The following is a 24,624-nucleotide window of genomic DNA, read 5'->3' on the forward strand; positions in this document are numbered from 1 at the left end:
ACCGGAGGCGATACACGACGCCGGTCGAGGCGACTGAATCCGCCGCTATACGCGGCTTCACGAGCAACTAGGGGGCTGCGTTGAGACAGCGTCGCGTAGTAGTCACCGGCATGGGGTTGATTTCTCCGGTCGGTCTGAATGTCGCATCGAGTTGGTCCGCGATTCTCGACGGGCGCAGCGGTATCTCGACCATCGACAGTTTCGATGTGTCGGACTACCCGACGCGTTTCGGCGGCCCCATCCGTGATTTCGATGTCGGTCAGTACATGTCGAAGAAGGAGGCCAAGCGCTACGATCCGTTCGTGCACTACGGCGTCGCTGCTTCGGTACAGGCTTTCAACGATAGCGGTCTGGAACTCGATGACGAATACAACGACCGGGTCGGTGTAGCCGTTGGTTCCGGTATCGGCGGAATCGGCACCATTCTTAAGACCTGTGTCGGATTCCATGAATCCGGTTATAGCGCGAAGAAGGTTTCGCCGTTTTTCATTCCCAGCAGTATTGCGAATATGGCAGCCGGGCAGGTTTCCATTCAGTTGAATCTGCATGGGCCCAATATTGCTGCCGTATCGGCGTGTACCACAGGTGTGCATAACATCGGCCTGGCGGCCCGTCTGATCGCTGCTGGCGATGCGGATGCCATGTTGGCCGGTGGCTGCGAAATGGCGGTCAATCCGATCGGTCTGGCCGGCTTTTGTGCCGCCAGAGCACTGTCGAGCCGTAACGATGACCCGCAGGCGGCCAGCCGTCCGTGGGATGTCGATCGCGACGGCTTCGTACTATCCGACGGCGCGGGCGTGCTCATGCTCGAAGAGTACGAGCAGGCTAAAAAGCGCGGCGCCAATATCTATGGCGAAGTGGTCGGTTTCGGTATGAGTGGCGATGCCCACCATATTACCCAGCCCAGCGGGCGCGGCGCGCGCCAATGTATGGCGAACGCGCTCCACGATGCCCAGCTCAATGCCGACGAGCTGCAATACGTGAATGCGCATGGCACATCCACAAGCGTGGGTGACGTCTCTGAAAGCCAATCGATCGAGGCGGTCCTGGGCGATGCTGCAAAAAACGTGGCGGTGAGTTCGACCAAGTCGATGACCGGGCATATGCTCGGCGCGGCCGGTTCGGCCGAGGCGATCTTCACCTTGCTTGCAATTCGCGATCAGGTCGCCCCACCGACGATCAATCTCGATAACCCGGCCGAAGGCTGCAATCTCGATTATGTCCCACACGAGGCGCGCTCCATGCGTATCGATGCGGCATTGTCGAACTCCTTCGGCTTCGGCGGTACCAACGGTTCGCTGATCTTCAAGCGTCTCGACTGAGGCGCGTAACGCGCGATAGCCGGCTGGTCGTGCGCGAGTCCGAACACGGCGATCTTCGGATCGTCGAAATAGACGCCACTAACCCCCCGGACCTCGCTCGGCTGGCGGCGATGGCGCCGAGCCGCTATCCGTTTCTTCTGGAAAGCAGCGCGGGTGCAGCGGCACAAAGCCGCTACGATCTGTTGCTTGCGTACCCGGCAGAGACGATTTCTGTCACTGCTGACGATCACCAGACCGATTTTTTTGCGGCACTCGACCGGGCGGCGGCAAATCAAGGCCGGGCGCGCGTTCCGGGCCTGCCATTCGTGGGTGGCTGGTTCATTTATCTTGGCTACGAAATGGCCGGCCGGGTTGAGCCAAGTCTGCGGCTACAGCCGCCGACCGGCAGCTCTTTACCCGACGCGCTCGCGGTGCGTTGCCCGGCGGCTTTCGTACACGATCGCCGCGCCCAAAAGTTGTTCCTGATCGCCGAACAAGGCCACGCATCGGCGATTGACGACATGCGCGCCGACTTGCTCAAAAGTGCGGACGTGCCGCTGGCAACGCGAGCGCTTGCTGCGCGCTGGCAAGCGCAACCAGCCGCGGACTATATCGATCAGGTCATGCGCGCCCGCGAACTGATTCACGCCGGCGATGTATTTCAGACGAATCTATCGCGCGCCTGGCATGGCCGGCTGGAACATCAAGCGACGCCGGCACGGGTCTATGCGGCGCTCAGGCAAGCGAATCCGGCCCCTTTTTCCGGGCTTATGCAATGGGGCGATGCAGCGCTGGTATGTTCGTCGCCGGAGCGGCTCGTATCCATCGACAACGGTATTGCCCAGACGCGTCCGATCGCGGGAACGCGTATGCGTAGCGCCGGGACCGACGCCGATATGGCCGACGAGCTGATCAGCCACCCCAAGGAACGCGCCGAGCACGTGATGCTCATAGACCTCGAACGCAACGATCTCGGGCGTGTGTGCAGGGCGGGCACCATCAGCGTGGATGAACTCATGTGTGTTGAGTCCTATGCACACGTGCACCATATCGTTTCCAATATCCGCGGCACGCTGGCGCCGGGTGTCGGCCCGGGCGGTACGCTGCGGGCCGTATTTCCCGGCGGCACGATTACCGGCTGTCCGAAGGTGCGGTGTATGGAAATCATCGCCGAGCTGGAGCGAGAAGGCCGTGGCGCCTATACCGGCAGCTTCGGGTACCTGAGCCGCTGCGGCCGCCTGGATACCAATATCGTCATTCGCTCGCTCACGCAGTCCGGGCGCGATCTGACCCTAAGAACCGGCGCCGGGATAGTGGCCGACTCGATCGCTGGCAATGAACTCGAGGAAACCCGGGTCAAAGCACGTGGGGTGTTGCGCAGTTTCGTTGATGCCGGCGGTCGCCCGCATGGATGAGTGTGTGCGCGTCGATGGCCGGCCCGTTGCCGAAATTCCCGTCGGCGATCGTGGTCTGGCCTACGGGGACGGTATTTTTCGGACCATAAGAATCGAATCGGGGCGGCCCCTGGCGTGGTCCGAACAGTGGCGGCGGCTGGTACACGACTGTACGGCGCTTGGTTTGGGGACACCGCTCGAAGCCGAGATCAGGGCCGATATCGAAGCGCTGTTCGATAACGCGACGCACGGCGTGTGCAAGATCATGATTACGCGCGGTAGTGGCGGGCGTGGGTATATGCCGCCGCGAACGCCGACGCCGCGACGTATCGTGAGCGCACACGAGCTTCCGGTGCATGCATACGGCACGCCGGAGCCGATCGCACTCGCGCGTTCATCGGTGGCGCTGGCCATTCAGCCGCGCTTGGCCGGCATCAAGCATCTGAACCGTCTGGAGCAGGTGCTGGCGCGCACGGAATGCGATAATCGAGGTCTTGCCGATGCCTGGATGGCGGATAGCCACGGCTTTGTAATTGCCACGACCATGCGCAATCTGTTCTTCGTCGATAGCCGCGGGCGTTGGCTTACCCCGAGCCTTACGCGGGCAGGTATCATCGGTGCTACACGTCAATGCTTGTGGCGCGCGCTCGACGGTGCCGGCGAGGCCGTGGCGGAAAGCGACATTCGACCGCATGCGCTGACCGACTGTCGTGGCGCGATCGCCTGCAACAGCGTGGGCGGTGTAGTCGCGGTTTCGCATTTCGATGGCGTGGCGCTCGCGGATAGTGAAACGCTGGCGCGCTACGCGTGCAAATTATTGATGGACATGGAATCGCGCGAACCAACGCAGCGATATCAACGACAAGGCAGGTAGCGGTGATTAAACGCGTTCTCTGGGTTCTGATCGGCATCGGGCTGCTGGCTTGCGCAGCACTCGCTATCGATACAGCCCGGTTTTTCAATTCGCCGCTCGAAAATACGTCCGGCAAGCTGCTCACGGTCGATAACGGGATGAGCTTCAATGCGATCACCGAGCGGCTCGTGGCCGAAGACATCATCAGTCACCCGCGCGATGCCAAGTATCTGTCGCTCTATGCGCGTTACGAGGGTGTTGCGGGTGATATCAAGGCCGGCGAGTACGTCGTACCTGCGCGTCAGACGCCGGCGCACTTGCTCGAACTGCTGGTGTCGGGCAAGACACGTCAATATCGGCTCACGCTGGTCGAGGGCTGGCGCTTTTCCGAATTTCGCAAGCTCATGGCCGACAACGAGGCTCTTGACCACAAGCTCACCGGCAAAAGCGACGAAGAAGTCATGGCGGCGATCGGCCATCCGGATGAAAATCCGGAAGGGCGGTTCATGCCGGACACTTATCTGTTCCCGCGTGGCATGACCGATATCGCCTTTCTCAAACGCGCCTACGATGCGATGCAGCGCTACCTCGATGCGCAATGGGCGGAACGGGCCGACGACACGGCGGTCGACACACCCTATGAGGCGTTGATTCTTGCCTCGATCGTTGAAAAAGAAACCGCGGTGCCAGAAGAGCGCGGGCGTATCGCAGGCGTGTTCACGCGTCGCCTGGAAAAAGGTATGCGCCTGCAGACCGACCCCACCGTGATCTACGGGATCGAGGACTATGACGGCAATATCCGACGGTCCGACCTGCGCCGCGATACCCCCTACAACACCTACACGCGTGCCGGTCTGCCGCCGACACCTATTGCCATGCCCTCGCGGGCGGCGATCAAAGCAGCGTTGAACCCCACACCGGGCACCGCGATTTATTTTGTCTCCCGTGGCGATGGCAGCCACGTGTTCTCGGATACGCTCGCCGAGCACAACCGTGCCGTTAACGAGTACCAGCGCGGGTCGTGAGCGTGGCCCAGTCGAACAGTGCCGCCCGGTTCATTGCTTTTGAAGGCGGTGAAGGGGCAGGCAAGAGTACCCAGATTGAAGCGGTCGCCGATCTGTTGCGCGCAGCCGGGCATGAAGTCGTATGCACGCGCGAGCCGGGCGGCACGGCGCTCGGCGAGGCGATACGCGGCGTGTTGATGAATGACTACGACCGTCCCATGCCCGCCATGAGCGAACTTCTGCTCGTGTTCGCGGCCCGCGCGGCGCATTTGGCCGAGGTGATTGAGCCGGCCCTGGCTCGCGGCGCGTGGGTGCTGACAGATCGCTTCACAGACGCTAGCTACGCTTATCAAGGTGCCGCTCGAGGTCTGGGCGACGACGCGATCGCAACACTTGAAACCCTGGTACAGGGCGAACGCCGGCCGGATCGTGTATTGCTGTTCGATCTGCCGGTCGCCCAAGGCCTGGCGCGTGCCGGCAAACGCGGCGAAGGCAATCGATTCGACCGAGAGACGCTCGCTTTTCACGAACAGGTGCGTGCGGCGTATCTGGCCCGTGCCGGCTCAATGCCTGAGCGCTATCGCGTGGTCGATGCGAGCGACGATATGGACGGGGTGCGCGTGCAAATCGAGCGCGCGCTGGCCGATCTGGTATGACAGACGCAAGCGCTAGCGACATAACCACGCCACCGTGGCATGCCGCGCTCTGGGCGCGTATGGCGCACGCCATCGCATCAGATCGTGTGGCCCACGGTTTGCTCGTATGCGGGCCGCCCGGGGTCGGCAAACGCGTATTCGCCGACCGTATCGTCGCGGCGCTTCTATGCCGTAACCGCAACGCCGAGGGCGATGCCTGTGGCGAGTGCGCCGCCTGCCGCCAGCGTATCGCGGCGACCCATCCCGATATTTCCCGCCTCGTGCCGGAAGAAGCCGGGAAGTTGATCAAGGTTGACCAGGTGCGCGCTTTTTCCCAGCGTCTGCACCTTACCCCGCAATACGATAGCGGCCGGATCGGCTGGATCGATCCAGCCGAGGATTTGTCGCCGAGCGCCGCCAATAGCCTACTCAAGACGCTCGAGGAACCGCCGCCGGCCTGTCATATCGTTCTGGTTACCGACAGGGTCTCGGCGTTGATGCCTACAGTGCGCAGTCGTTGCCAGCTTTGGCGGCTTGCGCCGCCCGCGCCAGATGCGGCGCGCGAGTGGTTGCAGACGAATGGTGTGGATGCGCAAGGCCTCGATGCCGACAGTCTGCGTACGCCGTTCGCCGCACTCGATCGCGATGCCCAGGACTATGCGGCATTGGTGAATGGGTGGGACGCAACGCTATCCGACGTTATCCGCAATCGCGAAGATGCCGCCAGCGCCGCCGACCGGCTGGCGAAACAGCCGGCCGATCTGCTCACCGATTGGCTTTATCGGCGTGCGAGCGCCTTGCTGGCTGTCGCGCTCATGGAAGGCGGCGAAACCCACGAGCCCCGCGCCTTGCCGGATAATCTGGCGCGCGTGGCCACGCGTATGGATCCGCACGCGTTTCAGCCGTGGTGCGCGCAGGTCGCCCAGGCGGCACGGCTGGCGCGAAGCAACGCTGACTGGCAACTGGTGATAGAGTCACTGCTGCTAGACCTTAAAAGCCGTCTCAAGCGCAGGCAGAGTAAATAAATGTCCGAACAAAACCTTGCGATCCAATCCGGAATCGTGCGGTTGGATATCGCCGACCGTGCGGAATTATGTGCCGCGTATATGCCGTTCATTACCAATGGCGGCCTGTTCGTGAAACAGCAGTACCTGACCAATGCGTATTACGACATGGGCGCCGATGTATTCCTGCTCATGCACCTGGTCGAACAAAACGAACGCATGCCCGTGGCGGGGAAGGTCGTCTGGGTGACGCCACGCAATACGGGTAGCCCGCGTCCCCCGGGTATCGGCGTACAGTTTGCAGCGCAGGACAACGGCGCCACCCAGCAGCGTCTGGAAACGCTGCTTGCGGGCATGCTCGAGAACCGGCGTACCAGCTATACCATGTAGATCGACGGCCGCCGCGGGGTTAGCGCGTCAGGCGTAATGCGTGATCGGCTAGCCAGCCGTCGCTGCCTGTTCGCGCAGCCCATGGCGCTCAATCAGTTGCTCGGCAAGAACGGCTTCGCTGGCGATCGCACGCCATACCATGTTGAACATGGCGGGCGCTTTCTCGGCAAGCGGCTTCTTGCGTCCACGCAACAGCCACATGGCGACCATACGGTTCGATACACCCCAGATAAAATCCGAAATCTCGATTTCGTCGACTTCGCTGGTGAGCACGCCACGTTCGCGGCCGTCGTTGATTACCCCCAGAAAGACCGACATCAGCGCAGGCTGGCGGAAGGTTTCGTCATCGCGCCAAGTGCTGAGATACACAGAACTCAAGATGATCTGGGCGACTTTGGGGTTGCGTTCGAAATAGTCGAGCAACACCCAGAAGACCTTACGTAGCCGATCCTCGAAATTTTCGATGCCTTGCAGGTGATCGATCATGCGGTTGGCAAGATCGCCCAGCCAGGTGTCCAGACTTGCGAAAAGCACGGCTTCCTTGCTGCCGTAATACTTGTAAAGCGTTTGCAGGCTGATCCTCGCCTCGCGTGCAATATTGATCAGCTTCACCCGGTGAAACTCGCGTTCGGAAAACAGATCCAACGCTGCCGCCTCGATACGGGCGCGCGTCGCGGGGTCCAGTCGCGAGAGCGTGCGTTCGCGTTCGCTGGTCGTTCTGGGATATCGATCGATCACGGGTAACAGCCATTACACGCCAAGTGATAAGCGACTTTAACAAGCCCGTGCGACGCGCCCAAGTTTGAACAACCGGTTGAAATAATTGCGGGCAACTTGAAATGACACAGGGTAATGCGGATATTGAAATCGCAATAAGGCGTGCAAGATAATCGAAATTATCTTTGTGCGCCGCAGTGCCGGCGGGTATAGTCGATTTGATACAACACGCGGCAAATACTTGCTATCGAGTTCTGATTTCGGCCGCGGTCCCAACGCTTCGAGCCACGGAGATGCCATGTTTGCCACCCTTTTGAAAAAGATCAACGACGCCAAGCTGTTGCCGAAAATCTCGGACACCGAGCGCCACGCGCTTGAAGCCGGCTCGGTCTGGATCGATGGTGAGTTCTTCAGCGGTAATCCAGATTTTCGTGCAATCATGGCGGAAGCCTACCCGGGGTTGTCAGAAGAGGAGCAAGCGTTTCTCGATGGCCCGGTGGAAGAACTGTTGCATCGTGTCGATGGTTGGAAGCTGCGCGAGACGCGCCGGATTCCCGACGATATCTGGCAGTTTTTGCGTGATAAGGGCTTTTTCGGAATGATCATTCCGAAAGAGTATGGCGGCTCCGGGTTTTCGGTACTCGCGCGCAGTGCGGTGATGACCAAGACCTCGGGCCTGGGACCGGTCGGTACGCTGATCGTGATACCGAATACGTTAGGCGCGGCCGAACTGTTGCTCGAATACGGCACCCAGGCACAGAAAGACAAATATCTGCCGGGCCTGGCCAGTGGTGAATATGTTCCGTGTTTCGGGTTGACCGAACCCACCGCCGGTTCCGATGCGGCCTCGATCAAGGCCGAAGGTATCGTCTTCAAGGACGAGGACGGCGAAGCCAAGATTCGGCTGAATTTCTCCAAGCGCTATATCACGCTTGCGCCGATCGCCAATATCGTCAGTCTCGCCTGTTCCTTGCACGATCCGGACAACATCCTCGGCAAGGGCGAGTTTCCCGGCATCACCGTGGTCATGCTTGAAAAAGGCATGCCCGGCCTGGAACTCGGCGATCATCATTTGCCGATCGGCGCTTTCGATAATGGCCCGATCTACGGCACCGATGTTGTCGCACCCGTAGAAAACATCATTGGTGGCGTTGGCGGTGCCGGCCAGGGGTGGCGCATGCTCATGGAACAACTCGGTGGCGGACGTGCGGTTTCGCTGCCGGCCAGCGGCGTGGCGCTGGCGAAGACGAGCGCAGCAGCGGTGGGCCCCTACAGCATCGTACGTGAGCAGTTCGGTATACCGATCGGCCTCATGGAAGGTGTGGAAGCGAAAATCGCGCGCATCGCCGCGCTTACCTACACGCTGGAATCGGCGCGTGTTTATGTGTGTGCCGGCGTGGACAGCGGCAATCATCCGCCGGTGATCTCGGCGATTCTCAAGCAGCAGACCACCGAGATCGGTCAGCAGCTGATCACCGACGGTATGGATGTGATGGCGGGTGCCGGCGTGATGCAGGGACCGAACAATATCCTGGGTGGCGGCTATGTCGGCGCGCCGGTGAGTATTACGGTCGAAGGCGCCAATATCCTCACCCGTACGCTCATGATCTTCGGTCAGGGGGCGGTGCGCTGTCATCCGTTCGCGCTGGATACGCTCAATGCGGTTCAGGCCGACGATGTGCCTGCTTTCCGCAAGGCCATTCTGGGCTGGACGGGCCACTCGGTTAAGAATTTCTTCCGGGGTATTGTACGAGGCATCACACGGGGCTGGAGCGTGCGTACGCCAGTCAACGACGAAACCGCGCAGTATTTCCGCAAGCTCGGCTGGGCTTCGACTCGCTTCGCGTTCCTGACCGATCTGGCGATGTTCTTGATCGGCGGCAAGCTCAAGCAGCGCGGCAAGATTTCGGGCCGTTTCTCGGACGCTTTGTCGTGGATGCTATTCGGTGTGACCACGCTGCGTCGGTTCCAGGCCGAGGGCAGCCGTAAGGAAGATCTGCCGATCGTGCACTGGGCGCTGCGTTACAGCCTGCATCAGGTGCAGCTCGCCTTCGAGGGTATTTATGCCAATTTCGATGTGCCAGTACTGGGCTGGATTCTGCGTTACCCGGGCCGTTTCTGGCTGAAGATCAACCCGCTGTCCAGCGGTCCGCGCGATTCGATGGATCGTGCGGTCGCGGCCAGCATCCAGGCGCCGGGCGAACAGTACCAGCGTGTTGCAGGTGGTATGGGTACACCGCGCGACGACGAGCCTGGAATGGGCCGTTTGCTCAATGCCTGGCGGTTGGTCAGTGCGGCGCAGCAGCCTACCCTGAAGGTTCGCAAGGCACTGCATAAAAAGCAGATCAAGGCAGCGAGCCTGTCGGAAGCTATTGACCCGGCATTGGAAGCGGGTGTGATCACCCAGGACGAGGCCACGCAAATCCGCAAGGCCGAAGCCGCGCGCCTCGACGCGATCCAGGTGGATACGTTCTCGTCCGAGGATTATTACAAGGACGAAGTCTCCGACAATATCGAGGAACCGCCATTGGCCCGGGCAGCCAATCAATAATGCTGCCCGTCTCGCTAAGAGCTAAAAAGGCGCCTTCGGGCGCCTTTTTCTTGATGGCCATATAAATTAAGCGGGATTACCGGGCGCCGCGGATGAGCGTCGACCTATTGTGATGACCATCGGGGCGGCAAATCGCGTACGAGCGTGGCAGAATGCGCGCCATGAATACGACCACTGAATCCCCGATCGCGCCGCGCGTGAACAGTGCCGGCTATACGCTCGGCGAAGAGATTGCCAATGCGATCACCTCCGGTATAGGCACCGCACTTTCGATCGCGGGTCTTGTCGTGATGGTGGTGTATGCGGCGCTGGAGGGCACCGTCTGGCACGTGGTCAGCGTGACCATCTTCGGTATTGCGCTCATTCTCAGTCATCTGTCGTCTACGCTTTACCACGCGGTGCATCCGCCGCGCGCCAAAAGCGTGCTCAAGGTGTTCGATCATCTCGCGATCTACGTGCTGATTGCAGGCACTTATACCCCGTTCACATTGGTGAATCTTCGTGGGTTCTGGGGATGGACGCTCTTCGTGATGATTTGGGCGCTTGCGGTAGGTGGCGTGCTTATCAAACTCACGCGTTTGAATGATGTGAAGTATCTTTCGACCGCATTCTATGTGGCGATGGGCTGGACGGTGGTATTGGTCATCGGCCCGGTTTTAGAGAACGTCGCCATGGGCGGTGTCTGGCTACTGCTGGCTGGAGGTATCTCCTATACGGCCGGCGTGTTGTTCTATGCTTGGAACAAGATGCCGTACAACCATGCCATCTGGCATCTGTTCGTGATCGGCGGCAGCGTTTTCCACTTTTTCGCGGTGCTGTTCTACGTCATCCCGCTAGCGCCCTCGGCGGCGGCACTGCTGCGCTAACGGTGGCTGCCCAGCCGGCAACACCGCAGGGTGTCCTGCAGTCGGTTTTTGGTTACGACGCCTTTCGTGGCCGCCAGGCCGAGATCATCGATACCGTCTGCAACGGCCACGATGCGCTTGTGCTCATGCCGACCGGCGGTGGCAAATCGCTGTGCTACCAGATTCCCGCGCTGGTACGGGATGGCGTGGCGATCGTGGTATCGCCGCTGATCGCGCTGATGGCCGATCAGGTCGCCGCGCTCGAACAGCTCGGCGTGCGTGCGGCGTACCTGAATTCCACGCTCGCCTTTGACGACCAGGTTGCCATCGAACAAGCGATGCGCGCGAATACCATCGACCTGGTTTATGTTGCCCCCGAACGGCTCATGCAGCCGCGCATGCTCGATCTGGTGGCCGATTGTCGGATCTCGTTGCTCGCCATCGATGAGGCCCACTGCGTATCGCAATGGGGGCACGATTTTCGCCCGGAGTATCGTGAGCTTGCCGCGCTTGCAGATCGGTTTCCGAATGTACCGCGTGTCGCGCTTACCGCAACGGCGGATCTACCCACACGCGCAGAAATTATCGAACGGCTACGCCTCGAGCATGCAAATGTCTTTCTGCACAGCTTCGATCGGCCGAATATTCAGTACCGCGTGGCCGAGCGTGGCAGCGCGAAACAACAGCTGCTCGATTTCATAGAACGCGAACACGAAGGCGATGCCGGCATCGTCTACTGCCTGTCACGCCGCAAGACCGAAGAAACGGCCGAATGGCTGACTGAGCGCGGCAAGACTGCGTTGGCCTACCACGCGGGCCTACCGGCGCAACTCCGCCAGACACATCAGGCCCGGTTTCTGAGAGAAGAGGGCGTGATCGTGTGTGCCACGGTGGCGTTCGGCATGGGTATCGACAAGCCGGATGTGCGCTTCGTCGCGCATGTGGATCTGCCGGCCAGTATCGAGGCTTATTACCAGGAAACCGGACGCGCCGGTCGTGACGGGGCCCCGGCGACTGCCTGGATGCTCTACGGGTTGAACGATACCGTGCAACGTTCCCGCATGATCGAGCAGGGTAACGCCCCGGAAGAGCGCAAACGTGTGGAGCGGACCAAGCTCGATGCGATGCTGGCCTATTGCGAACTGGCCAGCTGTCGGCGCGTAAGTCTGCTGGGGTACTTCGGTGAAAAACGCGATGAAGCCTGCGGCAACTGCGACACCTGTCTCAATCCGCCCCAGACCTACGATGCGACCCGCTTCGCGCGCATGGCGCTCTCGGCGATTTATCGTACTGGCCAGCGTTTCGGCACCGGCTATGTCATCGATCATCTGCGTGGGGCGACCAGTGACCGCGCCGCCGAATTGGGCCACGACAAAGTGTCCACGTTCGGCGTCGGCGAGGATGTCGAAACCAAGGCGTGGCGTTCCATTCTGCGCCAGCTCATTGCCCTGGGTTATGTGCGCGTGGACTCGAACTATGGCGGGCTCGGGCTCGGCCCGGATTGCCGTACCTTGCTCAAGGGTGAGGAGACACTGGAGCTGCGCGTAGATCGCAGCGCCAAGCGCAGCCGTGGGCGCAGTCGCCTGAAAAAAGAACTGCCGCCGATCGAACTGGAAGACGAGCCGCTCTGGGAAGCCCTGCGTGAGCTGCGGCTACGTCTGGCCAAGGAGCAGGATGTGCCGCCCTATGTGATTTTCCACGATGCGACACTGCGAGAAATGCTGGCACGGCGACCAACGTCGACTGCAGAACTCGAGAACGTACCCGGCATTGGCGAGAAGAAGCGCGATGCCTACGGTCGTGAATTCGTGGATGTAATTGCCGAATACGCGCGCTGACGCGACCGGGCGCCACGGCCGCTACCATGCCGGATCAGGGCAAGTCGCCCCAGCGAAATGCTGGCGCCGTCGCGCCGTAGATGGCATGAGGTTCGTCGTGCATTGAAGCCCAGAGTTGGTCGCCGAAATCGTAGTGCCACCATTCGCTGGGCAGGTTGACGAAACCGGCATCAAGCATCGCGTGGTAGAGCATTCGCCGGTTGTCGCGCCAGTGCGTAGCACGCCCCTCGCCGACTGTGGCCTGTTCGAAATAGGCCGTATGTGAAGCGTCGGTCATGGCGTCGAAATCGCTGCCCATGTCCAGCAGCCGACCACGGTGGTCGGCGATGGATAGATCCACGGCGCCGCCGGTCAGGTGATAGGGCGGGCTATGGGCGAGATCGGGCAGGGGGCGGGACACGAATTCATCGATATGCGCAAGACCGTCGCTTTGTTCAAGTTCGCACGACACTCGATCGAACAGCCAGCGTTGCAAGGCAAGCGGACGCCATGCATCGAAGAGCACCAGCCGATAGCCTTGCGGCAAATCGGCGGCGGCGTTCAGCAACCGATCGAGCACGCTCTCGCGAACGAAACACTCGGCCAGGGCGCCCGGCAGACCTTCGAGGTGATAGCGCGGGTGCACAAGAATGTGCTCTGGCACGAGGCTGGCCGGCACCAGGGTTTCGCCGTTGTCGACGATGGGCAGATGGCGAACGCGGCCTGTATCGATGGCCTCGGTGAGGGGGACTGGGCGTTGCATTATCGACTGTTCACTTGGCGGGTTTCGGATGAGTCCTCGCGTGTCGTGGTCGTGCCGACCAACGCGCGCAGGGCATCTTCATGGGTCATTGCACGGGGCGCAAGCCAATAGATGATGGCGCCGAGAGCGAGCCAGGCTAAGAGAATCATGTATTCGTGCGGCCAGAGCAGCGACATGCCCGTGCCAGGCAATAGGGTCGCGATAATGATGGCCGTGGCCGCCAGCGCGCCGATCACGGGCAAGAATATCCAGCGCACGCGATAGGGGGCTACGGCGTCGGGTTCTTGTGTGCGAATGCGGTAGAGGCTGGCCACGGCGAGCAACCAGGCCAAACCAATATAGATGCCGCCGGTATCCAGAAACCACGTCAATGCCGCTTCGCCCAGCCAGCCGAGCGCCAGTACGAGTACTAACGTGAACAGGAGCGCCGTGTCGGGCGTGTCGCGTTTCGCGTCGATCCTGGCAAACACGCGCGGGAAGATGCCGGCACGGGCCAGCGCCAGCATCACGCGTGAGCTGGCTACAAACAACGCAATAAAGCTGGTCAGCAACCCAAGTAACGCGATGGTATAGGCGCCCCAGGCCAGAAACGGGAAACCGGCGATACGATAGGCGTCGATCGTGCCCTGTTCGAGCGTGGCAGTACGCTGCCAGGGAATAACCCATGCTGACGCGGTCAGCACCACGACATAGAAGACGCCCGCAAGCAGTACCGTGGTAACGACAGCAATGCCGATACGTCGCGCAGATAGACGGGCGTCTTCGGCGAGCATGCCGACCAGGGAGAACCCGGTAAGAAACGTCATCGCCGGCAACACAAAGCGCAGCGTATCGGCCACCGGCGCGCTGTCGGGCGCGTAGGCTGGCCAGAAATTTTCGAGTTGGCCGTGACCGAAACCAGCGATCGTCAACCCAAGCCCGATCAGCATCATCGCCACGAACAGAAGGATCTGGACGCCGCCACCCAAGCGCAAACCGGCACGGTTGATGGCATACACCGTGATGGCGAGCACTGCGCCAACGATCAGCACAGGCGCATATATGGTTTCGCCGGCCAGCGCATAAACCGCGCCCGTTTCGATCGAGGGAAAAAGCCGTGTGAGCAAGCCGCCGGCTGCAGCGACGTAGAAGGCCAGCGAACTGACGTAGGCACCGATCAGCAGCCAGCCGGCCACGAAAGCCGTGGGTCGACCAAAGGCGACGAAGGCATAGACGATTTCGCCACCGGCGCGCGGGTAGCGCGAAGCCAGTTCGGCGTACGCCGAGGCAACGCAGGCGGCCAGTACGGCACCCAGAATCAGCCCGAATATTTCGCCACCGGCGCCATAGGCAGCAAAGAACTCACCGTTGGTATAGATCCAGCTCGTGCCGAGCACGCCGGCTGCGCCCATGGCGATCAGTCCGAACATGCCCAGGCTCTTGTTCAACTCGCTCATTACGCTTATCCGTACGGGTTATGCTGTCGATTCCGTCGCGCACCGGCTTTTCGTCCCATAGCCTACGCCGCAAGATACGTGCGTAGGATCTACGTATTGCCTTGCTTAAGACACCCGCCTCCAACCTCATGAGAGGTGCTGTATGCGATGCAGTGGCGTCATGGGCTCGATCAGGAGAGCCGCTGCGGCATCGACGTGTACCGACAGCACGTCTCACGGGCGTAACCGTTACCTAACGTATCGTATATTCAAGTCGACGTTGCTCAGTTGAAGAGCATTAAACGTGCCAGAGACGGGATAACCGCGCGGCGCACGTGTGGGTATGCATGTGCCCGCGTCCGTACCTTGGGTGCGTTGCGGCTCAGAGTCCGGCAGCCAGCTCGGCCGCTTCGCGAATCGCGCGCTTGGCATCCAACTCGGCTGCGAGCTGCGCGCCGCCGATTACGTGTGTCTTGATACCGCGCGCGCCGAGCGCATCGGCCAGTTCGCGGCGGGTTTGCTGACCGGCACAGATCGCGACCGTGTCGACAGCCAGAACCCGTGTCTCATCGTTTACGCGAATATGGAGGCCGGCGTCGTCGATGCGTTCGTAGCTAACACCCCCCATCATACGAACGCCCTTGTGCTTGAGCGATGCCCGATGCGCCCAGCCGCTGGTCTTGCCCAGGCCCTTGCCGGGCTTGGCGTCGGTGCGTTGGAGTAGCCAGACTTCGCGGGGCGAGGGCTCAGGATCAGGCTTAACGAGGCCGGCTTCGTGGCTCAACGTCGGATCCACGCCCCATTCATCGAAGAACTTCTGTTTGTCTTCGGCGGGCGAGGGGCGGGTGTGCGTGAGAAATTCGCTCACATCGAAACCGATGCCGCCGGCCCCGATGACGGCGACACGGCGGCCGGCTTCGACCCGCCCGTTGATGATATCGATATATGAGGCGACGCTGGCGTGCTCGATACCCTCGATAGCCGGCGTACGCGGATTCACCCCGGTTGCGATGACGATTTCGTCGAAGCCCATGGCGACCAGATCGTCTGCCTCGACGAACGTGTCGAGTCGTACGTCGACCTCGAGCAGTTCCAGCTTGCGGGCGTAGTAGCGCAGCGTTTCGTAGAACTCTTCCTTGCCGGGAATACGCTTGGCCATATTGAACTGGCCGCCGATTTCGCTGGCGTTGTCGAACAGCGTTACGCGATGCCCCCGTTCGGATAACCGGGTCGCAGCTTCGAGACCGGCCGGCCCGGCGCCGACCACGGCGATATCACGTGGCTTTTCGGCCGGGGGGAAATTGAGCTTGGTTTCGTGGCCGGCACGCGGATTGACGAGACAACTGGCACGCTTCCATTGAAACGTGTGGTCCAGGCAGGCCTGGTTACAGGCGATACAGGTGTTGATTTCGTCCACCCGATCGCTGGCCGTCTTGTTGACGAATTCCGGGTCGGCCAGAAACGGACGCGCCATCGACACCATGTCAGCCGTGCCGTCGGCAAGCAGGGACTCGGCGACATCCGGCATGTTGATACGATTTGTGGTGCACAAGGGCAGGGCGACTTCGCCCTTGAGCTTTTTGGTCACCCAGGCGAACGCCGCTCTTGGTACACGCGTCACGATCGTCGGGATACGCGCCTCATGCCATCCGATGCCGGTATTGATAATCGTCGCACCGGCGGCTTCCACGGCCTTGGCCAGGCGAACGATTTCTTCCCAGCGCTGGCCGTTTTCCACCAGATCGAGCATGGACAAGCGATAGATCAGGATGAAATCCGGGCCGATGGCCTTGCGAATACCCTCGACGATTTCCACCGCGATACGCTGTCGATTTTCGACGCTGCCACCGTACTCGTCGTCGCGGTCATTCACACGTTCCACGAGAAACTGGTTAATTAAATAGCCTTCCGAGCCCATGACCTCGACACCGTCGTAGCCGGCCTCGCGGGCAAGCTCTGCACAGCGGATGTAGTCACGGATAGTGTTCTTGACACCCTCGGTGGTCAGACGCTTGGGCTTGTACGGCGTGATCGGCGATTTGCGATCCGATGCGGAGACGATGAAGGGGTGATAGCCATAGCGTCCGGCATGCAGTATCTGCATGCAGATTTTGCCGCCTTCTGCATGCACCGCGCGGGTAATCTTTCGGTGCGGCCAGACATGCAGGCGATGCGACATCTGGCCTGCCATGGGTGAGACCCAGCCCGCCACGTTCGGTGCGATACCGCCGGTGACGATCAAACCCACGCCGCCAGCCGCACGCTCCGCGAAATAGGCGGCCAGTTCGTCGTAATGCCAGAAGAAGTCTTCCATGCCGGTATGCATGGAGCCCATCAACACACGGTTTTTGAGCTGTGTGAAGCCGAGGTCCAACGGCTCGAAAAGTTTAGGGTAACCGGTGTTGTTCATGATCGTCCTCGATACGGCATCGCGTGGCGATTATATCGATCCTCAGCCGGTAACCGGGATCACCGTGTGTTGGCCGATTGCTGACCGGCTTTCATGCCACTGAACGATTGTCCGAGCGCAATCGCTGTGTCAGTGTCGACACAAGAGGAGAGTGCGGCATGATTTCAATAGAATCGCACGTCAAGGAAATCGAGCGCGTTGCCGCAGGCGAGTGCAGCCAGCGCGATAGCCCCGTGGTGCAATCCTGGTTGCGTTGCGTGAACGACTACAAGCTCGATCCCGCCAACGCACAGGACGCTTATATCGTCCCGCATGCGCAACTGCGCGAGCATCAGGAACAGGCCGAGTCGCTGATTCGTATCAGTCGTGCAGGTCTTGCCGCGTTGTTCGACCAGATCGCTGCCGATGACTACGTACTGTTGCTGTCCGACGCGCGCGGCGTCGCGGTGGACTATCTGGGCCACCCGCGCCTCGACCGCGACCTGCGCCGCGCGGGGTTGTATCTCGGCGCCGAATGGTCGGAAAGCCGTGCGGGCACCTGCGCGGTGGGTGCATGTCTGGTCGGCCGCCAGCCGGTGGTAATTCATCAGGACGACCATTTCGATCCCACCCATACCGGCCTGACCTGCACCGCCGCGCCCATTTTCGATACGCGTGGCGAACTGGCTGCCGTACTGGATATATCGCAGCTGACTTCGCCGGTTGCCAAGACCAGCCAGCGGCTGGCACTGCATCTGGCAAAAGCGACCGCGCGCCGTATCGAGATGGCGAATCTGGTCGCACGTACCGACGATGAGTGGATACTGCGCTTGTCGCGCACACTGGATTTTCTGGATACCGCACCCGATGCGGCCATATCCCTGGACGGCGCCGGGCGAATCACCGGACTCACAGCCGGTGGCCTGGAGGCACTAGCACGCTCGCTCAAGTTTTCAGTGGACGCGCCGCAGACCCTGATCGGCCAACCGATTTCCACGCTCTTCGATATCGGTATCGACGATATGCCGTCGTTCATGCGCGGCAATCCCGCTGGCGAGCGTTTGTTGCATGCCCACGGTGAGCCGCTCGTGTTTGCAAGCGCGATGTCGCCCGCGCAAAGCCAGAATCAGAGCCAGAACTCGGCAGTCACGGCAAAGCGCTCGCCACGCGCCGATGCGCTGGCGTCGATGAGCCACGGCGACGCAACAATGCGGGCGCTCCAACAGCGTGCTGCCAAACTGGCCGTACGCCATATTCCGATTCTCATTCAGGGCGAGACCGGCAGTGGCAAGGAAGTACTGGCGCGCGCCATCCACCAAACGTGCAACGAGGGCGGCCGCTTCGTGGCCGTCAATTGTGCCGCTATTCCCGAACATCTGATCGAGTCCGAGTTATTTGGTTATGTGGCCAATGCGTTCACTGGGGCGGCGCGCAAGGGCCGGACCGGCCTCATCGAATCGGCTCATGGCGGCACGTTGTTTCTTGACGAAATTGGCGATATGCCGTTGTCGCTCCAAACGCGCTTGTTACGGGTGCTCTCGGAAAACGAGGTCGTGCCGGTGGGCGGCGTTGACCCCAGGCGCGTCGAACTGCGTCTGGTGTCGGCGACCCATCAGGCATTGAAAACGCTCGTCGCCGAAGGCCGTTTTCGCGAGGATCTCTATTATCGGCTGAACGCTGCGACCTTGAGCCTGCCGGCGCTTCGCGAGCGTAATGATTTCGACAACCTGCTCATGGGGGTCTTGGCCGATCTCGGCGGTCGCTACAAGGAAGACTATCGGGTCGAACCGAACGCGTGGCGACTGCTGCGGCAGTATTCATGGCCGGGCAATCTGCGTGAAATGCGCAACGCTCTCGACGTGGCTTCGGCCTTGTCCGATGACGGGCTCATCTGTGTCCGGCACCTGCCCGAGGCGATCCGCAAGCCGGCTGCGGCCAACAAGCCCGACCTGCTTCGCCAACTGGAAGAGTGTGAAGGTAACGTATCGGCTTTGGCACGCCGCCTGGGGGTCAACCGATCAACGGTACATCGCTGGCTCAGGCAATGCCGAAACGACCGTGTGGAACACTGAAACCCGATGTGCCACACCTGTGGCACGACCCGTTGCAATGCACGTGTTACAACAAGCTGAAAGTGCAGCGAATTAATTATAAATCAAAAAGTTAACAGAACGGCATGGCTTTTGCTCCCGAGGGTTCAACCGTCAGGCGACGGTCATAAGAACAACTCGAAGGAGAAAACATGCAGTTCGAAAACAGCGTTGCCTTGGTCACGGGCGGCGGCCGCGGAATAGGGCAGGCGGTTGCGCTTGCCTTCGCGGATGCGGGTGCCGATGTGGCCGTCGCGGATATGGACGCCGCAATCGCCCAGAAAACCGCCGATCTGGTCGAGCAGAGCGGCCGTCGAAGTGTGGCGATTGGCGTCGACGTGCGCGAGCCTGATTCAGTCCAGGCGATGGTGCAAGCGACACAAAAAGCGCTTGGCGACCTCGATATTGCCGTCAACAACGCCGGTGTCATAAGCATCAAGGGCATTGCTGAGCTCGGCGCCGATGACTGGGATCAGGTCATGGCTGTCAACGCGCGGGGCGTGTTCCTGTGCACAAAGGCAGAAGTGGCCGTGATGCGGCGTCGTAGGCATGGGCGCATCATCAACATGTCGTCGATTGCCGGCAAGGTTGGCTTCCCCGATCTATCTCATTACTCCGCGTCGAAATTTGCCGTCATCGGTTTCACGAATGCAGTCGCCAAGGAAGTGGCTGCCGACGGTATCACGGTCAACGCCTTATGCCCGGGCATTGTCGGCACTGGCATGTGGCGCGGTGACGATGGTCTGTCCGACCGGTGGCGCGAGCCCGACGAAACCGAAGAACAATCCTGGCAACGGCATCAAAAAACGCTCTTACCGCAGGGGGTGGCCCAAACGCCGGAAGACATGGGGCAAATGGCCGTGTATCTGGCAAGTGCCAACCATGTAACCGGCCAGGCGATCGCCGTGGATGGCGGGTTTTCGCTCTAAGCCGACCCGTCACAAGAACACGAACAACGAGGTATTACAGCCTCGATATGCCAATAGAAAGCAAGGAGGAGTCCATGCTCGACACAACCGTGGCCGTACAGGCCAACAACGTGCTCAACCGCCTCGACGAGGCGCTCACCCAGAACGACATCGAGGCCGCGCTCGGGTTGTTCGCAGCCGAATGTTATTGGCGCGATATGCTTGCCTTCACGTGGAACATCAAAACTGCCGAGGGCAAACACGGCATTCGCGACATGCTCTCGCATTGCCTGGAATACACGCAGCCGCACAGCTGGGCGCTGGACGAACGTGAATCGGTCACCGAAACCGGCGGTGTCATCGAAGCCTGGATCGTGTTCGAGACCGCGGTCGCCCGCGGCACGGGCTTCGTACGTATCAAGGACGGCCTGATCTGGACGCTGCTCACCACGATGGGCGAGCTCAAAGGCTACGAAGAGCCCATGGGCGTGACTCGGCCGCTAGGCGCGAAACACGGCGATGATCAGGGCAAACCGACATGGAAAGAGGAACGCGAACAGGAACTCGCGTCGCTTGGCGTGGATACGCAACCCTATGTGCTCATCATCGGCGGCGGGCAGGGCGGTATCGCGCTCGGTGCACGGCTGCGTCAGCTCGGCGTGCCAGCGTTGATTATCGAGAAAAACGACCGGCCTGGGGATTCCTGGCGTAAGCGTTACAAGTCGCTTTGTCTGCATGACCCCGTCTGGTATGACCACTTGCCGTACATCAAATTTCCACGTAACTGGCCGGTTTTCGCGCCCAAGGACAAGATCGGCGACTGGCTGGAGATGTACGCGCGTGTCATGGAACTGAATTACTGGGGGGCGACCGAAGCACGCCGAGCAAGTTATGACGAAGCGACGCAGACGTGGACCGTCGTTGTCGATCGCGATGGCGAGCAGATCACTCTCAGGCCGCGGCAACTGGTGCTTGCGACCGGCATGTCTGCCAAGCCCAATGTGCCTTCAATCGAAGGTCAGGACATCTTTGGCGGCATCCAGCAACATTCGTCTGAACATCCCGGGCCCGACGGCATGGCAGGCAAGAAAGTCGCGGTGATCGGCTCGAATAATTCGGCCCACGATATCTGTGCCGCGCTGGCCGAAAACGGTGTCGATGTCACCATGATTCAGCGCTCGTCGACCCATATCTCCCGGTCCGAATCGCTGATGAAATATGCGCTTGGCCCGCTCTATTCGGAGGAGGCGCTGGCCAATGGCATCACCACCGAGAAAGCCGACATGCTATTTGCTTCGATTCCCTACGCGCTGCTGGCCGATTTTCAGAAACCGATCTTCGACGAAATCCGGAAGGTCGACGCGGATTTCTACGATCAGCTCGAGAAGGCCGGCTTCATGCTCGACTTCGGACCCGATGATTCCGGGCTGTTCATGAAATACCTGCGTCGGGCATCGGGTTACTACATCGATGTAGGCGCATCACAGATGATCATCGACGGGCGCATCAAGCTCGAAAGTGGTTCCGAGGTCGCACGGCTGACAAAAAACAGCGTCCAACTCGAAGACGGGCGCGAGATTCCCGCCGATGTCGTGATCTATGCCACGGGCTACGGGTCGATGAACGGATGGGCGGCCGATCTGATTTCCCAGGATGTCGCCGATAAGGTCGGTAAAGTATGGGGGTTGGGTTCCGACACACCGAAAGACCCGGGCCCATGGGAAGGCGAGCAGCGCAATATGTGGAAGCCCACGCATCAGGAATCGCTCTGGTTCCATGGTGGGAATCTTGCGCAATCAAGGTTTTATTCGCACTTCCTCGCGTTGCAGCTAAAGGCGCGAATGGAGGGTATCGATACGCCGGTGTACGGCCAGCAGCCGGTGCACCATACGAGTTAATTGCAGCCTAGAAATTACTTTAACTCTTAAAAGGGGCCAGCTGGCCCCTTTTTTGCGCTTCCAGCGTGAGTCGTATCAGCGTACGCCGTATGTGGGTTGATCCCCGGCAAGCCGGCCAACCGGCGAGCCGGCACGGCGTCACTGCGGTGCGTGCAAAATCTTTGAGCACGGCAAGTTAGCGTGATCGATCGCAGTCTGCGCTAAACTTACGGTTGTTATCGAACGGAATATATCGGCATGACCGAATTTTCGGTTATAGAGCAACGTGCGTGCGAGCGCGCGGGCGGCGTCGACGCGCTTGAGTCACGACTGATTCGGCCCGAGCCGCCTGAATCACTCGCTATGATTGGCGATGACCGTTATCTATCGGTGATGAATCGACGCATATTTCGTGCGGGGCTCACCCATAGACTGGTTGATGCGCGCTGGCCGGCTTTCGAGATCGCGTTTGCCGACTTCGATGTCGAGGCCGTTGCGGCTTTCGACGATACAGACCTGCAACGCCTGGCACGTGACGAAGCGCTGATTCGTCATCGCAAGAAGATATTCGCGGTACGTGACAACGCCATTGCGATGCAGGCAATCATTGACGAGTTCGGCAGCTTCGGGGTTTGGTTGGCGGATTGGGCCGAAGACGAAACAGTCGAACTATGGTTGGAGCTGCGAACGCGCTTTACCCAACTCGGGGGCAATTCTGCCCCCGCGTTCTTGCGCATGTGTGGCAAGGATACGTTCCTGCTGACCGGCTGGGTCGTGAAGGCCTTGAATGAGTGGGGGGTCTATCGTGGCCGTACGACCAGTCGCGCAGCGCTTGCGGAAATCCAACAGCTGTTTGATTCGTGGCACGAGGCAACTGATCGGCCGTTGTGTCAAATCAGCCAAATTCTTGCACTATCAATTGATTAAGACGAGAAACGAATGTTGATTAAAGGATTTTTTCGAGCGTTGTTTCCGTGGTCGGTATGCCTATGCGCGATCCTGGTTATCACGGGGTGCGGGCAGGGCGAACCCACGACGGTGACGGTGGCGGGTTCCATCGACCTTGCCGGTTCGCAGCCGCTGCCCGAACACGCCACAGCGCGTATCAGCATGTTCGAACATCGCGACGGCGGGGGCGACAAGCGGATCGTGGCAGAGCGCACATTGCACGACCTTGGCGATAAATCGATCACATTCACGGTCGATATCGAACGCAATCTCATCAATCCTGAGGGCGATTACGGCTTGAGAGGGGAAATTTTGTCGCAGGACGGCACCATCCTGTGGCAGTCAAAAAATGCAAAGAAGGTCAAGCCTCTAGAGAATAAATCGGAGATTCATCTAGAACTCGTTCCCAACGCAACGGATGCGGATTTAACCTTCGAACAGTTCCGTTGCGAGGACGGTTTTCATCTAGCAGCTGCAATCCAGGGCGAGCGCGCCGTCGTGCGTCTCGGTAACCGACGCCTGGTCATGCTTGCCACGAAGCGCGAGGGGGCGTTCAAAGGAGAACACGGCAATGAACTGGTAAAAAATGCGGATATGATTGAAGTGCAGATTGACGGCAGTACGCATGCCAGCTGTGCCGTCGTTGCCAATCAATCACCGCCTGCGGCAAATGAGGCGTCAACCGACGTGCCAGAGCAGCAGGCTGGCACCGCGACCCGTGGTAACGGGGGCGAAAAAAATACGACTGGCGATCAGCCCGAGCCCGACGAAGGGAAGGATCGTTAGAAACGGATTATTCGCCCCGTCGTTCTAATTGCGGCCGGGGCGGAACGCGCTGAACTGGCATACGACACCAAGTATGCGCAGTGGCGTATTTAAGTATCTGCTGACCACTCGACTCTTCGATAGCTGCTCACAACATCTCAGCTGTGCGTTTTTATATCGCTCTCCGCCAGGAGTACGTCGTCGACGACTCACGCCCCGGGGATGTATGCGCGACATCTCCTGCAGGAGTAAAAACTATTGACCTGAACAGTGGTTTAAGTTGGATACTCTGGCCGGTACGGCTATTTCTTCCGGCCGTGTTCAGGGATGAATACCGAGCGCTCGCGTAAACATGGTGGGTATTCATAGGAGTAGGGGCGTCGTGGCTCGATATCGGGTGCGGCGCGGTTCGTACACACGCTGGCCGGCTATCCCGCCGTTATTGCGCGGTTCGTGCCTGTAAGAGTTTCGATGATGCGTTATTTCACCGAACGTCGTATCCGAAACGGCCGTTCGATCCCCATCGTGTTGTATATCTTGGTCTGTAGCGCGCTACTGGCTTGCAACGGCGAGCAACCGTCTCCTGAAACGACCCCGAAGCCTATCGCCTGGGTAGCTGCGCAAGTCGCAACGGTCGGGCGAACGCGTTCGATCACCGGTGTGCTTCAAGCGCCGGAGCGGGCACCGATGGCTTTCGAGGTGCCTGGTCGTGTGGCCGACGTGAATTTCGAAACCGGCGCTGCCTTCGAGCGCGGCGATGTGCTTGCGACGCTGGAAGATCGCAGTTATTCACTCACGCTGGCCCAACGTAAAGCCGAACTCGCAGAAGCACGAGCCGCGCAGCAGTTGTCCTCGACGCGGTTCAAACGTACGCGGGCGCTGCGTGAATCCAATGCGGTCTCGCAAGCGCAGTATGACAACGATGCCGCCACGCTCGCTAGCTGTGATCTTTCAGTAG

General features: G+C 60.2%; 19 protein-coding genes and 1 pseudogene. 16 read left to right on the forward strand and 4 right to left on the reverse strand.

From position 1 onward, the window contains the following. Positions 1-80: 80 nt before the first annotated feature. Genes fabF through SSPSH_RS14210 form a run of 7 tightly spaced genes read left to right on the forward strand, consistent with a single transcriptional unit; the run spans position 81 to position 6,581 of the window. Positions 81-1,322, forward strand: coding sequence for a beta-ketoacyl-ACP synthase II (gene fabF, locus SSPSH_RS14180; protein ID WP_021031824.1), 1,242 nt, complete (start codon positions 81-83; stop codon positions 1,320-1,322). Between the two features lie 29 nt (positions 1,323-1,351). Further along, positions 1,352-2,716 (forward strand): aminodeoxychorismate synthase component I, encoded by a 1,365-nt coding sequence (locus SSPSH_RS14185; protein ID WP_006912786.1) that lies wholly within the window; start codon positions 1,352-1,354, stop codon positions 2,714-2,716. After that, a complete protein-coding gene (gene pabC / locus SSPSH_RS14190) occupies positions 2,709-3,569 on the forward strand; it encodes an aminodeoxychorismate lyase (protein WP_021031825.1) in 861 nt (286 codons plus the stop codon). Before SSPSH_RS14185 ends, pabC begins: the two co-directional genes overlap by 8 nt. Before the next feature lie 2 nt (positions 3,570-3,571). Next, the gene (gene mltG, locus SSPSH_RS14195; RefSeq protein ID WP_006912788.1) at positions 3,572-4,573 is read left to right on the forward strand and encodes an endolytic transglycosylase MltG; all 1,002 of its coding nucleotides are present in this window, start codon (positions 3,572-3,574) and stop codon (positions 4,571-4,573) included. Then, the gene (gene tmk / locus SSPSH_RS14200) at positions 4,570-5,208 is read left to right on the forward strand and encodes a dTMP kinase (RefSeq protein ID WP_006912789.1); all 639 of its coding nucleotides are present in this window, start codon (positions 4,570-4,572) and stop codon (positions 5,206-5,208) included. The genes mltG and tmk overlap by 4 nt, the downstream gene beginning before the upstream one ends. Then, the gene (gene holB, locus SSPSH_RS18080; RefSeq protein WP_006912790.1) at positions 5,205-6,212 is read left to right on the forward strand and encodes a DNA polymerase III subunit delta'; all 1,008 of its coding nucleotides are present in this window, start codon (positions 5,205-5,207) and stop codon (positions 6,210-6,212) included. Before tmk ends, holB begins: the two co-directional genes overlap by 4 nt. Next, positions 6,213-6,581 carry a PilZ domain-containing protein gene (locus tag SSPSH_RS14210; RefSeq protein ID WP_006912791.1) on the forward strand — a complete coding sequence of 123 codons (369 nt, stop codon included), beginning with the start codon at positions 6,213-6,215 and terminating at the stop codon, positions 6,579-6,581. 48 nt (positions 6,582-6,629) lie between these two features. Here the strand turns inward: SSPSH_RS14210 and SSPSH_RS14215 are convergent, their stop codons facing one another. Further along, positions 6,630-7,319: a TetR/AcrR family transcriptional regulator gene (locus SSPSH_RS14215; protein ID WP_006912792.1), complete on the reverse strand. Its 690-nt coding sequence runs from the start codon at positions 7,317-7,319 to the stop codon at positions 6,630-6,632. 277 nt (positions 7,320-7,596) lie between these two features. On the opposite strand from SSPSH_RS14215, the gene SSPSH_RS14220 reads away from it, so the two are divergent. From SSPSH_RS14220 to recQ, 3 genes are all read left to right on the forward strand, one after another. Next, positions 7,597-9,849: an acyl-CoA dehydrogenase gene (locus tag SSPSH_RS14220; protein ID WP_006912793.1), complete on the forward strand. Its 2,253-nt coding sequence runs from the start codon at positions 7,597-7,599 to the stop codon at positions 9,847-9,849. Positions 9,850-10,001: 152 nt separating this feature from the next. After that, positions 10,002-10,715, forward strand: coding sequence for a PAQR family membrane homeostasis protein TrhA (gene trhA, locus SSPSH_RS14225; protein ID WP_006912794.1), 714 nt, complete (start codon positions 10,002-10,004; stop codon positions 10,713-10,715). Between the two features lie 2 nt (positions 10,716-10,717). After that, positions 10,718-12,532, forward strand: coding sequence for a DNA helicase RecQ (recQ, locus tag SSPSH_RS14230; protein ID WP_006912795.1), 1,815 nt, complete (start codon positions 10,718-10,720; stop codon positions 12,530-12,532). A 34-nt stretch (positions 12,533-12,566) separates the two neighbouring features. Here the strand turns inward: recQ and SSPSH_RS14235 are convergent, their stop codons facing one another. The 3 genes from SSPSH_RS14235 to SSPSH_RS14245 form a co-directional block, all read right to left on the reverse strand. Further along, positions 12,567-13,274, reverse strand: a complete 708-nt coding sequence (locus SSPSH_RS14235; protein WP_006912796.1) for a M15 family metallopeptidase — start codon at positions 13,272-13,274, stop codon at positions 12,567-12,569. Next, a complete protein-coding gene (locus SSPSH_RS14240; RefSeq protein ID WP_006912797.1) occupies positions 13,274-14,710 on the reverse strand; it encodes an APC family permease in 1,437 nt (478 codons plus the stop codon). Before SSPSH_RS14240 ends, SSPSH_RS14235 begins: the two co-directional genes overlap by 1 nt. Positions 14,711-15,071: 361 nt before the next feature. Next, the gene (locus tag SSPSH_RS14245) at positions 15,072-17,099 is read right to left on the reverse strand and encodes an NADPH-dependent 2,4-dienoyl-CoA reductase (protein ID WP_006912798.1); all 2,028 of its coding nucleotides are present in this window, start codon (positions 17,097-17,099) and stop codon (positions 15,072-15,074) included. Between the two features lie 158 nt (positions 17,100-17,257). Between SSPSH_RS14245 and SSPSH_RS14250 the strand changes: the two genes are divergently transcribed. The 6 genes and pseudogenes from SSPSH_RS14250 to SSPSH_RS19010 form a co-directional block, all read left to right on the forward strand. After that, positions 17,258-19,150 carry a sigma-54-dependent Fis family transcriptional regulator gene (locus tag SSPSH_RS14250; RefSeq protein ID WP_006912799.1) on the forward strand — a complete coding sequence of 631 codons (1,893 nt, stop codon included), beginning with the start codon at positions 17,258-17,260 and terminating at the stop codon, positions 19,148-19,150. 170 nt (positions 19,151-19,320) lie between these two features. Continuing rightward, entirely contained in the window at positions 19,321-20,097 is a 777-nt protein-coding gene (locus SSPSH_RS14255; RefSeq protein ID WP_006912800.1) for an SDR family NAD(P)-dependent oxidoreductase, read from the forward strand. Between the two features lie 74 nt (positions 20,098-20,171). Next, positions 20,172-21,974 carry an NAD(P)/FAD-dependent oxidoreductase gene (locus tag SSPSH_RS14260; protein ID WP_006912801.1) on the forward strand — a complete coding sequence of 601 codons (1,803 nt, stop codon included), beginning with the start codon at positions 20,172-20,174 and terminating at the stop codon, positions 21,972-21,974. A 237-nt stretch (positions 21,975-22,211) separates the two neighbouring features. Further along, positions 22,212-22,880, forward strand: a complete 669-nt coding sequence (locus SSPSH_RS14265) for a DNA-3-methyladenine glycosylase I (protein WP_006912802.1) — start codon at positions 22,212-22,214, stop codon at positions 22,878-22,880. A gap of 12 nt (positions 22,881-22,892) precedes the next feature. Next, the gene (locus SSPSH_RS14270) at positions 22,893-23,687 is read left to right on the forward strand and encodes a YbaY family lipoprotein (protein WP_021031826.1); all 795 of its coding nucleotides are present in this window, start codon (positions 22,893-22,895) and stop codon (positions 23,685-23,687) included. A 666-nt stretch (positions 23,688-24,353) separates the two neighbouring features. Beyond that, positions 24,354-24,624 (forward strand): annotated as a pseudogene (locus SSPSH_RS19010) (efflux RND transporter periplasmic adaptor subunit); the annotation flags it as partial.

The organism is Salinisphaera shabanensis E1L3A, assembly GCF_000215955.2.
Lineage (GTDB): Bacteria > Pseudomonadota > Gammaproteobacteria > Nevskiales > Salinisphaeraceae > Salinisphaera > Salinisphaera shabanensis.

What these genes read in the sequence shown, in the direction of transcription:
- SSPSH_RS14210 (WP_006912791.1), top strand. Translation starts at nt 6,213, where the DNA reads ATGTCCGAACAAAACCTTGCGATCCAATCCGGAATCGTGCGGTTGGAT.
- SSPSH_RS14235 (WP_006912796.1), bottom strand. Translation starts at nt 13,274, where the DNA reads ATGCAACGCCCAGTCCCCCTCACCGAGGCCATCGATACAGGCCGCGTT.
- SSPSH_RS14245 (WP_006912798.1), bottom strand. Translation starts at nt 17,099, where the DNA reads ATGAACAACACCGGTTACCCTAAACTTTTCGAGCCGTTGGACCTCGGC.
- SSPSH_RS14260 (WP_006912801.1), top strand. Translation starts at nt 20,172, where the DNA reads ATGCTCGACACAACCGTGGCCGTACAGGCCAACAACGTGCTCAACCGC.
- holB (WP_006912790.1), top strand. Translation starts at nt 5,205, where the DNA reads ATGACAGACGCAAGCGCTAGCGACATAACCACGCCACCGTGGCATGCC.
- trhA (WP_006912794.1), top strand. Translation starts at nt 10,002, where the DNA reads ATGCGCGCCATGAATACGACCACTGAATCCCCGATCGCGCCGCGCGTG.
- SSPSH_RS14250 (WP_006912799.1), top strand. Translation starts at nt 17,258, where the DNA reads ATGATTTCAATAGAATCGCACGTCAAGGAAATCGAGCGCGTTGCCGCA.
- SSPSH_RS14255 (WP_006912800.1), top strand. Translation starts at nt 19,321, where the DNA reads ATGCAGTTCGAAAACAGCGTTGCCTTGGTCACGGGCGGCGGCCGCGGA.
- SSPSH_RS14220 (WP_006912793.1), top strand. Translation starts at nt 7,597, where the DNA reads ATGTTTGCCACCCTTTTGAAAAAGATCAACGACGCCAAGCTGTTGCCG.
- SSPSH_RS14265 (WP_006912802.1), top strand. Translation starts at nt 22,212, where the DNA reads ATGACCGAATTTTCGGTTATAGAGCAACGTGCGTGCGAGCGCGCGGGC.
- SSPSH_RS14270 (WP_021031826.1), top strand. Translation starts at nt 22,893, where the DNA reads ATGTTGATTAAAGGATTTTTTCGAGCGTTGTTTCCGTGGTCGGTATGC.
- SSPSH_RS14240 (WP_006912797.1), bottom strand. Translation starts at nt 14,710, where the DNA reads ATGAGCGAGTTGAACAAGAGCCTGGGCATGTTCGGACTGATCGCCATG.
- pabC (WP_021031825.1), top strand. Translation starts at nt 2,709, where the DNA reads ATGGATGAGTGTGTGCGCGTCGATGGCCGGCCCGTTGCCGAAATTCCC.